The organism is Chroococcidiopsis cubana SAG 39.79 (assembly GCF_003991895.1).
Taxonomy (GTDB): domain Bacteria; phylum Cyanobacteriota; class Cyanobacteriia; order Cyanobacteriales; family Chroococcidiopsidaceae; genus Chroococcidiopsis; species Chroococcidiopsis thermalis.
Genome location: NZ_RSCK01000124.1, coordinates 1 through 14,843, shown reverse-complemented (window position 1 = coordinate 14,843; position 14,843 = coordinate 1). Strand labels below are relative to the sequence as shown.

The following is a 14,843-nucleotide window of genomic DNA, read 5'->3' as shown; positions in this document are numbered from 1 at the left end:
TTTTTATATTTTTAGCTGGGTAGCTTGTTAACTCAGTACTGCTGAGTCATTTTGTCATTGGTTAGTCTAAACTCCAGTTACCACAGATCGTGTGTTTTACCCAATAATCAAGCACTTAATTGTCATCGGTCTCGCGCCATGCTAGGGAAAATCATTGGTCGGCGATATCAAGTCATACAAATCCTCGGTAGTAGTAGCTACTGTCAGACCTACCTAGCACGCAATCTCGATCGCAACCAGCCTGCTAAGTGTGTCATTAAGCATTTATTATCCACAGACAAAATCACCGATCTCAGTTATCGCTGGCAACGCTTGTTCAGCCGAGAAATTGCGGCTTTAGAAAAACTCCAGTCCTATTCGCAAGTACCGCAGTTATTAGACTATTTTGAGGAAGATCGACAATTTTACTTGGTGCAAGAGTATATTGTCGGGCAACCGCTAAGTCAACTCATGCCACCAGTAAGCGTCAAGTGGAGTCAGCAGCAAGTCATCGAGTTGTTGTATGAAATCCTCAGCATTCTGGAAATAGTACACTCACAGGGACTCATTCACCGCGACCTCAAACCCAATAACTTAATTCGCCGAGCATCGGATGGAAAATTAGTTCTAATTGACTTTGGTAGCGTTAAACAAGCTTGGACGCAGGTAGTGACATCATCAGGACAAACCCAAGCTAATTATGCCATCGGTCTTCCTGCCACCATAGCTGTAGGTACATCTGGTTATATGCCCTCCGAGCAAAGTCACGGACGACCGCGACCTAACAGCGACATCTATGCTTTGGGGATGATTGGCATTCAAGCCTTAACTGGAATGCAACCAACGCAATTATTAGAAGATGCTGAAACTGGGGAAATGATTTGGCAACATCTGGTAACGATCGCGCCAGAGTTAACAGCCATTTTAAATAAAATGGTACGCTACCACTTCTTAGAGCGCTACCAGTCTACTACAGAGGCATTAAATGCTTTAGCGCCTCTGGTGGATGCGCCGGAAAAAGTACATACCGCTCCAGTCATGCTTTCAGTACCAAAACCAGCAGATAAGATCGTAGGAGTGGTGAAGCTTGTACGCAAACGCATTGCCTCACGGTTAGGAACAGCATTGGGAGTGACTTCTGCATTTGCGCTGTTACTTGGTAGCTACTACGCTTTGCGACCGACAACAAATATTTCACCCACAATGGCGCGCTCGCAAATTGTCGAAGCATCTCATACAACTGAGCCTAGCACTTCTCCTCACACCTCGATGACGCGCACCTTGACTGGGCATACTAACGCAGTGTGGGCGGTGGCGATCGCGCGTGACGGACATACCCTAATTAGTGGTAGCGGGGACAAGACAATTAAATTCTGGGATCTTAGTTCTGGAGAATTGCTACGTACCTTAACTGGCAATTCAGCTGAAGTCTTATCGCTTGCCCTAAGTCAAGACGGACAAATGCTGACCAGTGCTAGCTACTCAGCTCAGCCAGCAGTCAAAGTTTGGGATCTATCTACTCAAGAATTACAACATACAATTGGAAATGTTAGTAAAGTCTGGTCTGTTGCCATAAGTCCCGATCGCCAGACTCTTGTAAGTAGCAACGCAGACGCAAGTATCAAAATTTGGGATCTATCTACACGAATGTTACGCCGCACTCTTATCGGACATGCGGACACAGTTTGGTCTGTTGCCATTAGTCCTGATGGCAAAACTTTAGTTAGTGGTAGTAAAGATCGAACGATCAAAATTTGGGATCTTCGTACCGGAGCATTACGCCGTACTCTCTTGGGACATACAGATCGAGTCAGATCTGTGGCGATTAGTCCTGATGGACAGACTTTGGTATCGAGTAGTTGGGACAAAACGATCGGAATTTGGCAACTACAAACCGGACAGCGATTACGCACTTTGACGGGACATTCAGACTATATTAATTCAGTTGCAATTAGCCCAGATAGTCAGATGATTGCTAGTGGAAGTGACGATCGCCAAATCAAACTTTGGCAGCTCAATACTGGAGAGCTATTGACAACTTTTTCTGGACATCAGGGTAACGTAAATAGCCTCAGCTTTACTCCCAATGGCAAGCTAATTGTTAGTGGCAGTGAAGATAAAACTATCAAACTTTGGAGCTTGCAAGGGATAAATTAACTTAGATTAAAGGCGATCGCCCCCCTCAAGCAAGCACCACTGAGATTGGTATCGCTCGTGTTTGCGCCTGTTAAGTCTGCCCGCAATAAGTTTGCACCGCTCAGATCGGCTCCACTCAAATTAGCATCGCTCAAATCTGCCGCAGTTAAGTCAGCTCCGCTGAGATTTGCGCCACTGAGGTTAGCCCCTCTCAACTTTGCCCAGCCGAAATTTATCTGACTGAGATTGAGATAGCTGAGATCGGCGCACATGAGATTGGCATTGATAAAGTGCCTGTCTCCAACCGCGTATCGCCGTTTTAATGTCTCAACACTTAATTTGGGCAATAAAATACAGAAATTACCGCTGTCGCACCATCTAGCTTCCACCAAACTAGCAGCAGTTTTAATTGCTATTTCATCCGAGGTAGGTATGACAATACTGTTGCACTCATCCCTTTGACCGTCGAGCATGAAAGCAACATTATAGGCTGCATCGCGTGAATCGAATAAGAGAACGCGATTTTCCCCAGAGCGATCGCTCAATCCAACGATCGCATTTCGCAACGATGAGAATTTTTGCAGTAAGTCTTTCATGCTCTCGATCGCCTCATCATGATATTAACTATTTGCCGATCCTGGCTTAGTCAGCTTGCGGTGCAGTTCGGCGTTGACGGTATCGGGCAAGACTTTGCTCACCGCACCCTGAATTTTGGTCGCGAGCGATCCAGCGACTATACTATCTTTACCTTTCATCAGGGCTTCAAACCCCTGCTTGGCAACCTCAGCCGGATCGTCCTTCTGGTTTGCACCTACGTTAGTGTCGTCCATTCCCGCGCGGTGGAAAAAGTTAGTCTCAGTTGGTCCGGGCATGAGCGCAGTTACAGTTACGCCTGTATCCTTCAACTCGTTGCGTAACCCTTCCGAGAAGGATTGGATAAATGCTTTAGAAGCTGCATAGACTGCCTCAAACGAACCAGGCATCAGGGCAGCAATTGACGAAGTAAATAGAATTCGCCCCTTGCCGCGATCTACCATATCCTTGACAACCCGTTTGGCAAGATGGACGGACGATACAACGTTGAGGTTAATTAAATTAAGTTCGTCTTGTAGATCGGTTTCGCGGGCAAACTCACCGCCAACACCAACACCGGCGTTAATGGCGATCGCATCCACTGCTCGATTCGAGTCTTGAATTTTCTGATATAGCGCCTCAACACCGTCATAAGTAGCAAGATCTGCCTGCACCGTCTCGACTTTGGCATCCATCCCTTCCAATGTCTGAGCAACTTCGTTCAGGTTTGAATGATTGGCTGTGATGAGGAGATCGAAGCCGTTTTGGGCGAACTGTTTGGCAAGTTCGTAGCCGATACCACTGGAAGCACCTGTAACGACAGCTAAGGGACGGGTGAATGAATTATCCATGAATGGTTAATAACTGCATACTTCTAACCCTTACGATCCTAGAAAAACAACAGTGCGATCGCGTCTTTCCAATGAAGTAGTACTACTGTGCCTTTTAGAGGAGTTTTGACAGGTAAGTCCTGAGAAAAAACATGGACAGCCTACACTTCCTCCACTACCCATCTCGTCGATCGTTGCTACAGATCCGATCCCCCCTAGCCCCCCTTGAAAAAGGGGGAACAAAGCCCCCCTTTTGAAGGCGATTCAACTAAAGAGACGCTCGCGCTTGTCTCTTCCCTCGAAAAAGAGGAAACAAAGCCCATTTTTCAGGCGGTTGAATTAAAGAGGCGCTCGCGCTTGTCTCTTCCCTCGAAAAAGGGGAAACAAAGCCCCCCTTTTTAAGGGGGGTTGGGGGGATCTTCTGCGGCGTAGTCAATAAAAAACGCCTGCTACTGGATGAGAATTGTCACCTCTTCGGCTTTGGTATGCAAAGCTTTCTTCACCTGATGCCCGATCTTTTCAATCAGCTCGTCAAAAGCCTGCGGCTCTTGGGTCATTTTTTCCCTCAGACTTGACTCTAGTTCGGGCTTCATTGTGTTACAGATACTATCTATTGTTTTATCTCCCAATGCCACAAAACGAATCCAACCAGGAATATCCAACTTTTCCTTAATCGCGTCTTCAATTTTCTCCCGATTTAGCCCCACTCCTCCACCAACGAGAGCTGCACCATAAACTAGTGCGATCGGCACAATTAAATGCCCAGTTAAGAGTAGAGCGATAATGCTACCGATAGTACCACTGCCAATGACCAAATTAATCGTAAATGCCACTGCATCGGCAAGGATAGCATCGCCTATGGGTAAGTCAGGATTGACTAGAGTTGGGTCGATGCCACTTTCTAACCTTAAACTGCTTCTAGGAATTTGAAACTGACGACAAATCGGATCGGTTCGCTCGGCTATTTCAGGTTGAATGCTGCTGTTGAACCAAGTCACGCATTTATTATCGATTAGTTGCCGACCGCGATCGCTTTTCAACCACTGTTCTGCTTGGCTTTTCATCCAACTTTCCAGCTCTGCCAGAGTGCGGATTTGACCGTTTTTCCAGTTTTTTAAGCCAGGTTTGACGGCATTTTCAATCAAAGCTTCCGATAATGGCTGAGTTATTAGCTCAATTAGGCTTGGAATATTTCTGGCGATCGCCTCTTTCAACTGGTGCGAGTCGTATAGTTTGTCAACTTCTGCTTTAAATGCACTAGCCCGTAGTTCCCATCTTCCTACCCGTGCTAGACCCAATGCAATGCATCGTTCTGGCTCTGGATCGGGACGAACTTGAGTGTCGGGTTCGGGAAAAATTTCTTCGCAAATCTGGCGCGTAAAACTCATGCGAGATGCGCCACCCGTCATCAATAAAACTTTGGGCGTTACCCCAAGTTTTTCTAGCTTTTCCTTTGCTTCATTAATTGCCTGACGATACGACTCTTGCCAACTTTTATTGCCTAGTTGGGGTAGGGGCTGGTTTAAAATTTCTGCAATAATTTGCTGGTTGACTTTAGGAATAAAAAAAATCTGTTCGTTAATTGACTCAAAACCGCGTGCGAAGGATTGAGAATCGCTGTATATCTGTTCGTTAGAAAAGTAATCTTCTTTCGCTTTACGACAGGCAAGTTCGCACCGCGATCGATGATGGGGGTATTCTGCAAATACTTTTTCTAGTAGAACTTTCTGTTCGTGGTTAGCAAGAGTACGAGCAAAAATCGCTCGGTCGATCAAACTAGCTCCTAAAGCATTACTGCCAAAATCTAGTGGAATTTCGTGAAAGCTTTTAACTAAGGTAAAATCTGTAGTTGAAGAACCAATATCGACAATTAGCACTGATGATTTGAGCTGGTCGTAGCCAAACTTACCGACTTCTTTGGCTTGCATGAAAGCAGCTCGCGATTCGGGTACGACACTTAATAATGGGATGCCAGTTGACTCTAATAGATGTTGATATTTCTCTCGCTCTTCCAACGACCATCCTGAAGGACATCCAACATAGAAGTGACTGTTAATTCCACCTTCAATCTGTTTGCTTTCTTTCAGCAGGCGATAGTAAGTTTCTAAAAATCGACGAATTGTCTCTCTAGAATTAAGATCGTCATCTGGTTTTTGCTTAAAAGCAATTGTCAGTTGAGTCACGCCAGCTTGAATTAATGCTTGTTCTCCTACAAGATAGCCGAGATCGGGATGCCATCCAAGTGCGGTAATTTGGTTCTTTTTATGATTTATTTCTAGCATCTGAGGAGACTCAATACTTTGAGCTGGTGCTTTAGCTACAGCTGTTTCACCATGTCCCAAATCGAAACCAATGATTTCGGAAACTTTCACGTTCATACTATTATTTATATTCAATATTTAATCTCAATCTCGCTCGAATTTGAATGCAATTTTAGACCGACTCACGATGACACAATATTTTCATTTTCGGTCATAGAACGAGCTGGCTCAATGACTCGACCGCGTAGCAGCAGGCGATCGCCCTTCCATAAGGCAGGAGTTATAGTAATGTATTCTTGAGCCGAGCGGTCTATATTTGGCTCAAAGTCAAAATACTCACGGCGGCTAGATTCGTCTTGCGATCGATACATCTGAATTCTAATTCCCTGCTCTATTAAAATTTGTGGCAGAAGTTTCACGAGTTCGAGCGTCATTTGTGGTCGATCTAGAAATGACGCGCCACTGAGTCTTTGCAAAAAATTTAAAAGTTCTGGTAATTCTTCTATGCCACTAGCATCAATTGTCTTATTATTTTCCGAAGCTGCAACGGCAAGATCGATAGTATTTAGGGCATCGCCTAAACTATTTAAAAGGGCAGATTTATCGACCTGCACTTTTGATGGAAGGAATTCCTTCAGCACAGCAGAATCTAAGCGATTTTCTTGGCTGGCATTGAGTTGAAATACCACTTCTAGTCCGACTAGCAGAAAGAGCAACAAAATTGCAATCCAGACTTGCGAAGAATTTGAATACGATGAGAATAACGCTCCTAAAATGCCGATACAACTGAGTCCTTGTAGCAGTTTTAAAATCAAGTTTTTTGGAGAAAGCTTAGAAGTTCGACTAACAATTTGTCCCTGTTCTGTACTAGAGGCTTGCGTATAGTCGATCGCACTCAGAGTATTTAGAGACTGCCGCAGCACTTCTAAAAAAAAGGAAGCCAAACGCACCTGAGCGATACTGAGTTCGCCAACATAACTTCTTTCAAGTTCATCAAGTCGGTTCTGCACCACCTTAACTACTTGCTCTAAGCTAGTCGCTCTCTCGATTTCTGAGTGTAGATCGCTGCGGCTTTCGTTAAAAAGTGTTGTGAGTGTCTTCATTGTGCTAGACGAGGCTTGGGGAGCTAGATTGCCTCTCTAAAAACGGTAACTTCTTCAATAGGCTGACGACCACTAACTCTAGGGTTACTTTTATCAGTCGGTGTGTTAGGGAAGATTTAGGGGGCGATCGCATTGCAGCTTGGAAATTTGGCAATACAGTTCAGTTAAAAGAAAGTATTAGATCCTCGAAGATCCCCCCTAGCCCCCCTTAATAAGGGGGGTTGGGGGGATCGTCTTATCTGAACTGTATTGGAACATATGGGACAAATAATAAGGGGTGCAGTTTTAGAAACGCACCCCGGGTTTAGTATAGAGATTTAAATTTAGAATTGAACCGTTGTTACTTATATCTTCAAAACTCGCCAGCTCGATTCCAGAAAATCTAGTCTGAGTTGATAAGTTGACAAATTGGGTGTCGCGATCGCTTTGTGTAGCTTGTGAGTAAACATACTCAAATTGTGTCCTAAAGAACCCTGACCTCTGGTGGAGGTAGTGGGAGTAAAGTTATAGGCATAGTAGAACTGCTTTGTACTTTTGGCAAAAACCAATGACTACGAGCAATTCGCATCTAGATGCAGTATTGCAGCGCTCAAACCCCCTCATTCAGGTGTTTGCAGATGACGGCAGATTTCCTAATAATGAAAAACTTCCTCTAGTTCTGTACCAAAATGCGGTGAAGTTACCCCAATATGGTAGGGATGGACGGCTAGCCAAATACTGGCATCTACAGCAAGCAAAGGTGTGAGTCATGAGCCAGATAACAATCCCAAATACAGAGTTTTACACTTGGAAAAACTACCGCTGCGCTTACGAACACTACCCCACAGAAGCTCAAGATAGCACTCCTTTGCTACTCATTCACCCGATTGGAGTTGGCTTATCGCGTCGATTTTGGCATCGCTTCTGTCAAGCTTGGTATCAAAGCGGACACAATAATCCGATTTACAATCCCGACCTCCTCGGCTGCGGTGAGAGCGAGATGCCACATATCGCCTACACTCCGGCTGATTGGGCTGCGCAGTTGCAACATTTTCTGCAAACAGTCATCCAAAAACCCGTCACCTTGGTCGTGCAAGGGGCGCTGCTACCTGTAGCGCTTGAAACCGTCCGGTTGCAAACTCAACCAAATCTCATCCAAAAATTGGTATTGGCTAGCCCTCCAGCGATCGCACTCGTGACTCAACCAACAGGAATGAGGCAGCAAAAACTGACATGGAATTTGCTAGATTCGCCCCTTGGCACTGCTTTTTATTTTTATGCTCGCAGACCGCAGTTTTTGAGTTCTTTCTCGACCCGTCAGCTATTTGCTAGTAGCGATCGCGTCGATAGTGAATGGTTGGATCTGTTGGTCAAAGGTGCGGCAAATCCCGCCAGCCGTTATGCAGTCTTTTCCTTCTTAGCGGGTTTCTGGCGACAGAATTATCGAGATGCGATCGCGGCGATCGCTCACCCAACATTAGTTGTTGTGGGCGATCGAGCATCGAGTATCAGTAAAGACAAGCAGGATACGCCAGATCGACGATTAGCCGATTATCTTAAGTGTTTGCCTCAAGCTAAAGGTGTCAAGATTTCCGGTCGCAATGTCTTGCCCTATGAGTCAACGACTGAATTTGTTGCGACATTAGCAGCATTTGAACCTTAGTCAATCCAATTCGGAAGTACTGAGCGGGAGCATTTATGCATATTCATCATCTTAATTGCGGTTGTATGTGTCCGTTGGGCGGAGCGCTATTTGACGGCTTCAGTCGGGGTCTGAGTGCTTGTCTCGTCTGCCATTGCCTGCTAGTCGAGACAGAACAGGGACTTGTCTTGATTGACACAGGCTTTGGTCAGCGCGATCTTGAAGCGCCTTACTCGCGACTTAGCCCATTCTTCATTCAAGTTAATAACATTCAATTCGATCGCAAATATACAGCGCTCCACCAGCTCGAACAACTCGGTTTTAGTGCAAATGACGTGCGCCATATTGTAGTAACCCATCTCGATTTCGACCATGCTGGCGGTTTAGAAGATTTTCCCGAAGCAACCGTACATGTGATGCAGGCTGAGATTGAGGCTACCCAGTCAAGGCGCGGTTTCATTGCCAGCCGACGCTATCGTCCCAATCAGTGGGATGAGGTCAAAAGCTGGAAGTATTATTCTGCTGGGGGTGAACCTTGGTTTGGCTTTGAGGCAGTGCGTAACCTTGAGGGACTACCACCAGAAATCCTGATGATTCCGCTCGTCGGTCACACCCGGGGTCATGCTGGGATTGCGATCGACACGCCCGAAGGCTGGCTGCTTCATGCAGGCGATGCCTACTTTTATCGACATGAGATGGGTTCGCCCCAGCGTCGCTGCACGCCTGGTCTGCGCGCCTACCAGTGGATGATGGAAGTCGATCGCCAAGCCCGCATCTACAACCAACAACGGTTACACGCACTGTCGCTCGATCGCAGCAAAGACGTGCGCCTCTTTTGCAGTCACGACGCTGTTGAGTTTGAGACATTCGCCAAGCGATCGAATAATTGAGCCAGACAATTTCAATCACAAATCATCCGTGACTTTGCTCGATCAGATCGTCTAGTTCTGCCTGCATGTGGCTGCAAACCCTTTGGTAGCAAGCATCTACATAGTCGCGATCGCGTGCGGCGCTACGACCGTAACGCTCGAATACAACTGGCGCGCAGACGCGAGTATGAATCTGAACGGGGAAGGGAAAATTGGGAATTGGACCGATTCCCACACCCCAAGGTAGCCCCAGAAAAATTGGAAACACACCTGTATTCCCGTCGAGTGACCAGGGAAAACCCCACTCCTGTAGCTGCTTCACCTGCGAGTAAAGATCGGTCAAGATAATGAGAGTTTCATGAGCGCCGCGGGAGACAAGCGGTACAATTGGTGCTGATTCGATCAGCGCTAACTTAATAAACGCCTTATTATTTGCTAGATGAATTTGGTTCCGCATTGCATAGGGACGAAACAAATCTTCTGCCCCGCCTGGGTAAACAAGTAGTGCTGCATCCTTTGAGAGTGCCGCACGAGCCATTTTTGGATGAGCAATAATTGCTCCAACCTGCGAACCTGGTCGAGCGAAAATCGGCGTTTGCCAAGCAGAGGGATGCATTAAGGCGTAGGCTAATCGTTCGTAGCCAAACCGACTAAACCAGTCATACAAAAACATTGATGTATCTGGGGAAGCCAAACCCCCATTATGAGAACCAACCAGCAACACCTTACCTGTTGATGGGATATGATGCCAGCCATCGGTTTGAACTTGGAAATAGTTATGGTAAAACCATTTCCAGATCGGCATCCAAGCTTTTATCGCTTCAGGGTTGCGTTCTGATAAAGACCAACCATCGAATCTAGACTTAGAAGTTGTGGCGCTATGGCTTTTCGTACCTGTGACAATGCCGATCTTTTCCAGTAAATCGGAGAGTTGTTGAGAGATTTGGTCATTACTGCCCCAGTTATGTCTAAATGTGTTCAAAATGATTCCAATAGATAGCTATAGCCCTTAATCATTCTATACATACCACTCAGTCATATTAACAGCGATCGCATCTTTACCTCTGTTCGTCGCGGTCTGCATAGTCTCAAAAGGTGCTAGCAGTCTAGCCCAACAACAAGCACTCCTAATTTTCAGTTTAGATAAATCGATTGCCGACTAGCTTAGCTGTATGAAATTGTTTTTGCATCCACGTATACCCCTTATCAATGCAATTCGGACAAGCTTCGCCACAGGTTTCTCCACATTCATTGCATAAAATTATTGTTGCTTCTTTTCTCTCGAAATCTCGCTGACAGAAATAGCAACGCTGATATTTTCGAGAAAAGCTTCTGTGTTCGATTTGAAATTTTATCATCTTAACCTTACTTAACTAAATTAGTTTACAAAGTATTGTGTCGTGTTAAAAACAGCACGTTTTACAAAAAATACTTGTCCTCATGGCAAGCAGGCAAAAGGCTTATATTTATTAAGCTTACAAACGACTTGTCTACAGTTACGTTTAAGAAAATGTATGACTTCAGTTCTAGTTTGTATGACTTGTTTACGTTATTTATAGCAATTCTCGATCGCGTGCATAGAAAGGGGCGCACTGCTGTGCGCCCTTACAGCCTGTGTATTTCGCTCAAGACTGACATTACTTATTATTTAGCCCGTCAAAAGAATTGTTAAGTCTTTTTTCAAAGATTCTTTATTGATAGTCGGTAACAGCCTCTTTTTGACGGCGAAAACTTGTAAGAATGTAATGAGCGTTGCCCCTGAGTAGGTGACAAAATATTCGATTAAAAAGTTAAAAGTGTTATTTTGCTCAAAAAACTCAACTATTGGGATATGCCAGAGATATATCCACATACTATTCTGGGCAATAAATAAAATCCAAAACTCTAATTTTTTGAACTTCCCGATAATTGGAATAAATTTGTCTGCTACTAGGTAAGCTAAAACAGTCATACCCATAGCATAGGAAAGATAATACGCCGAAGGTGGATACTTATGAGTCTGTGTATTAACTAATTCGCCCCGTTGGATAAAGTAAACTATTCCCAAAGCAGCAAAGGTTAAGAGAAAAAATCCCGCTAAAATAAAACATTGCTCTTTTCTCAATTGCGGTATCCGAATGCCGACAGCAAAAATCAACGAAAATGCGATTCCATAATAGACAAACAACGATACATTTTCTCCTAAATTGGTAGTTGTGTATGGCAAAGTTAGAGCTAGAAGCAATTCATAGAGTAAATACGAAAAGATTAAAAGGGAGAAATAAACTCTATGGTTTTTGACTCTTTGATTCACTCTTGAAATAAAAGGAGCTGTGAGAGCGACTAAAAGAAATACTCGAATTATCCAAACATAGCCAATTCCCTCTGTCAGGGTGTAGCTATCTAATATAACTTCTGGAGGAATTAACGCGGTCTTTCCTAAGAGTGACAATCCAGTATTCGCTAAAAAGTAGAAAGATAAGAAAAGCCAAACGGGAAAGAGTAATCGTTTAATTCTTTTCCAGAGATAACTTTGATAAGATTCTACTTTTCGGGATTGTGTAAATGCTAGTCCAGAAACTACGACCATTAAAACTACATCAAAGTTTCTGAGCTGAGCCAGCCAAATTGGTGGATCGACGTGAGCGAGAATAATCAGAGATAAACCTAAAAATCTCAAGAAGTCTATTTTGATGTCTCTCATTTTCGAGCATTTCCTATAGACGTAACTACATTATTAGGCTAATTCCACCCAGTCTACAGCACCTCTTTATGTACTGAGACAACAGATAAACAATCTAAGTTTTGAGAAGAAATCGATCGCGCTGCATGTTTGCTACACATGTTATCGAAATTTTTGCGATCGCAATCGCAAATTGCAAAAAGTTTTCTCTTCTTTACACTTTTCTGAGATAGCGATGAACGTTCGCTTAACGATACGATCGCGTTCAAAAATTGCTGTACGAGCGAAACGGTTCTTGCAACTAGGCTATGCAAAAAGCGCATAATTCAAATTCAGACAAGTGACAATTTCTCAGAATTGCGATCGCTGACTTAAACTCAAAACACAACGATTGAGTAAAACAGCAACGACTGTGTAGCGATCCCCAAACTGCGGTTGAGGCTGTTATTCTCTGAGAGACAAACGTAGATATGTAACAATTTAGAATTTTCTGTTCAGAAATGTTGCTGTCCTTCGATCCCGTTGTTAAGAAGGTATGGTGTGCGCACACAACTAACTCGGTAAATCCCAAATTCAAGGAGGTTGTGTCATGGTAGATTCAATCGCGCTCCCAGTAGCAGTGTTAATCCTCGGTTGGCTCTTAGCTGCCGCTATTGGTTCTTGGGCTTACTTTGCTGGCAGCAACAATGAAAATAACAAGTCGTTTCGCCTGCCTAAATTCGTCATAAAGCGATAAGCGATCGGCAATTATGGTAGAAAGTTTCCCACGTCCTTCGTAGAGGCTGGGAAACTTTACAGCAACTCTTCATCTGGTAGCACCTGTTGATGGTGCATTGGCAGTGTAATAATGAATGTTGCTCCTTGTCCCGCCGTACTTGCAGCTGTAATACTACCTCCATGCCGTTCGGCAATCTTGCGGCAAATTGCCAACCCCATGCCCGTACCTTCGTACTGACTGCGACCGTGTAGGCGTTGAAATGTCTGAAAAATTCGCTCTTGATACTTTAGCTCAAACCCAATTCCATTGTCTGCCACTATTACTTGACACGCCGCGACATCCTCTGAGTTCTCTGCTTCGCTCTGGAGTGGAGCGACCAGTTGGCTATAAATCTTGACTACTGGTGGTGTGTGAGGACGATGAAATTTCAGTGCATTTCCGATGAGATTCTGAAACAGTTGTCGCATTTGTACTGGGTCAGCATCAATGGTGGGTAGCTTGTCAACTTCTACTTTTCCTCCTGTCTGTTGCAACCGCACTTCCAAGTCAGACAATACCTCTTGCACCACTTGTTCTAAATTCGTTGTTACGAATGGCTGCGATCTGGTGGCAATCCGTGCAAAAACGAGCAAGTCATCAATCAAGCTTTGCATCCGACCGACAGCGCTTTGCATTCGCTCGATATAATCTCGTCCCTGCGCTCCCAGTACTTCGCTAAATTTCTCTTTGAGCTGATTGCCAAAAACTTGAATCTTGCGTAGTGGTTCCTGTAAATCGTGGGAAGCAACAGAAGCAAATTGTTGCAGGTCGCTGTTGGACTGTGCTAAAAGTTGTTGCTGGCGTTTTAATTCCTTCTCCGTCTTTTGCCGTTCCTCCAGTTCGCTTTGCAACTGTTGATAAAGTTCCGCTTGCTGAAGTGCGATCGCCAACTGTGTTGCTAATTGTCGCAGCAAGTCAATTTCCCATTGCTGCCATTGTCGTGGTGCCGCACATTGATTTACGACAAGCAGTCCCCATAACTCTTCTGTTTGTAATATTGGTACTACTAAGTCTGCCTGAACTTGAAAATTCGCCAAAAACTCCACATAGCACTCGGTTAGCTCTCCAGCATAAATATCTGCTGTCGCCTGCACTCGACCTTTTTTGTATAATTCAACGTAAGTTGGAGCAAAACTCGGATCTTTAGGTCTGCTACCTAAAATTGATGTCCATTCAGGCGCTACAGATTCAACTATTACGACTCCACCCCAGTCTGGTTCAAAACGGTAAATAAACACTCGATCTGCTTGAAGCAACTGCCGCACTTCTACTACAGTTGTGTTTAGCACTGCCTCTAGTTGCAAGCTTTGCCGAATGCGCTGCGCTATTCTTGCTACCAATAGCTCTCGCTGAGTTTGCTGTTGTAATATCTCTGTCACCTGCTGTTCCCGTGCAGCACTTTCTAGCTCAACCAAGTGCTGACGCAGTGCGACCAGCTCTCGAATCAGTTGCTCTTTTGTCTTTTGCTCATCTTTCATTGCCATGAATTGACGAAAACAGCTCGATCCAACACTAGAAATCCATCGTTGAAATTAGCAAGTAACAACGATCCTAGCTTTTGGCTGCCGCTATTTAGTGTCAAGTTTTATATAGTTGTGGCAAGGGTAACAGACTGCTCCAAATATCGGCAGTTAGATGAATTGCTGGAATTTAGGGTGGATCTAGGCGATCGCTAAACTATAAGTATTACTCGACAAACCATTCTTGATAGATAGCAACTAAATTCCGATTTTTTTCGCGTATAGCCCTTACTCTAATACGCATTATTAGAGCGTCAATCCGCATTTTACAAGCTCGAAGCCGCATCATCTTTGCTTCAAAGCGTAGATCAGACAAATCGTCTTTCTTCTGGGAATACTCATCTTGAGAGAAATCAGACACGATCTCGTACCACCTTTTTACTCAAAAATGATTTTGAAAATTTATCTTTTATGAAATACCAAAGGATAATTTTCTAGTACTAAACGTGGAAAAAGTTTTATTATAGAGCATTTTCTAGTCTACTGAGGTACAATAACAGCAATGAGTAAACCAGCCACGTAGATCTTCAAC

The 14,843-nt window shown here is 44.4% G+C and carries 13 protein-coding genes; 6 read left to right on the top strand and 7 right to left on the bottom strand.

The annotated features are described in order from the left end of the window. Positions 1-138: 138 nt before the first annotated feature. Positions 139-2,136 (top strand): serine/threonine-protein kinase, encoded by a 1,998-nt coding sequence (locus DSM107010_RS33530; protein ID WP_106170163.1) that lies wholly within the window; start codon positions 139-141, stop codon positions 2,134-2,136. Here the strand turns inward: DSM107010_RS33530 and DSM107010_RS42600 are convergent. From DSM107010_RS42600 to DSM107010_RS33510, 4 genes are all read right to left on the bottom strand, one after another. Continuing rightward, entirely contained in the window at positions 2,133-2,711 is a 579-nt protein-coding gene (locus tag DSM107010_RS42600) for a pentapeptide repeat-containing protein (protein ID WP_277871361.1), read from the bottom strand. The genes DSM107010_RS33530 and DSM107010_RS42600 overlap by 4 nt on opposite strands. A gap of 24 nt (positions 2,712-2,735) precedes the next feature. Continuing rightward, on the bottom strand, positions 2,736-3,539 hold the full coding sequence (locus DSM107010_RS33520; protein WP_015155232.1) for an SDR family NAD(P)-dependent oxidoreductase: 804 nt from the start codon (positions 3,537-3,539) through the stop codon (positions 2,736-2,738). Between the two features lie 428 nt (positions 3,540-3,967). Next, positions 3,968-5,890: an Hsp70 family protein gene (locus DSM107010_RS33515; RefSeq protein ID WP_127025038.1), complete on the bottom strand. Its 1,923-nt coding sequence runs from the start codon at positions 5,888-5,890 to the stop codon at positions 3,968-3,970. A 71-nt stretch (positions 5,891-5,961) separates the two neighbouring features. Then, positions 5,962-6,882: a hypothetical protein gene (locus DSM107010_RS33510; RefSeq protein WP_106168639.1), complete on the bottom strand. Its 921-nt coding sequence runs from the start codon at positions 6,880-6,882 to the stop codon at positions 5,962-5,964. 547 nt (positions 6,883-7,429) lie between these two features. Between DSM107010_RS33510 and DSM107010_RS33505 the strand changes: the two genes are divergently transcribed. From DSM107010_RS33505 to DSM107010_RS33495, 3 genes are read left to right on the top strand one after another with little or no spacing between them, the layout of a single operon-like run. Beyond that, positions 7,430-7,627: a hypothetical protein gene (locus tag DSM107010_RS33505; RefSeq protein ID WP_106168640.1), complete on the top strand. Its 198-nt coding sequence runs from the start codon at positions 7,430-7,432 to the stop codon at positions 7,625-7,627. Positions 7,628-7,630: 3 nt separating this feature from the next. After that, complete coding sequence (locus tag DSM107010_RS33500) at positions 7,631-8,524, top strand: alpha/beta fold hydrolase (protein WP_106168641.1); 894 nt, start codon at positions 7,631-7,633, stop codon at positions 8,522-8,524. Between the two features lie 35 nt (positions 8,525-8,559). After that, positions 8,560-9,393 carry an MBL fold metallo-hydrolase gene (locus tag DSM107010_RS33495; RefSeq protein ID WP_015155237.1) on the top strand — a complete coding sequence of 278 codons (834 nt, stop codon included), beginning with the start codon at positions 8,560-8,562 and terminating at the stop codon, positions 9,391-9,393. Positions 9,394-9,415: 22 nt separating this feature from the next. On the opposite strand, the gene DSM107010_RS33490 is transcribed toward DSM107010_RS33495, so the two are convergent. Continuing rightward, positions 9,416-10,354 (bottom strand): lysophospholipid acyltransferase family protein, encoded by a 939-nt coding sequence (locus DSM107010_RS33490; RefSeq protein WP_106168642.1) that lies wholly within the window; start codon positions 10,352-10,354, stop codon positions 9,416-9,418. Between the two features lie 666 nt (positions 10,355-11,020). After that, on the bottom strand, positions 11,021-12,055 hold the full coding sequence (locus DSM107010_RS33485) for an acyltransferase family protein (RefSeq protein ID WP_106168643.1): 1,035 nt from the start codon (positions 12,053-12,055) through the stop codon (positions 11,021-11,023). 568 nt (positions 12,056-12,623) lie between these two features. Here DSM107010_RS33485 and DSM107010_RS40555 point away from each other — a divergent pair. Next, positions 12,624-12,770, top strand: a complete 147-nt coding sequence (locus tag DSM107010_RS40555) for a hypothetical protein (protein WP_015155240.1) — start codon at positions 12,624-12,626, stop codon at positions 12,768-12,770. Between the two features lie 56 nt (positions 12,771-12,826). Here DSM107010_RS40555 and DSM107010_RS33480 read toward each other — a convergent pair whose 3' ends face one another. Further along, positions 12,827-14,269 (bottom strand): sensor histidine kinase, encoded by a 1,443-nt coding sequence (locus DSM107010_RS33480; RefSeq protein ID WP_206751849.1) that lies wholly within the window; start codon positions 14,267-14,269, stop codon positions 12,827-12,829. A 48-nt stretch (positions 14,270-14,317) separates the two neighbouring features. Here DSM107010_RS33480 and DSM107010_RS38995 point away from each other — a divergent pair, with 48 nt between their 5' ends. Continuing rightward, complete coding sequence (locus tag DSM107010_RS38995; protein ID WP_158631934.1) at positions 14,318-14,467, top strand: hypothetical protein; 150 nt, start codon at positions 14,318-14,320, stop codon at positions 14,465-14,467. The last annotated feature ends 376 nt before the right edge of the window (positions 14,468-14,843 follow it).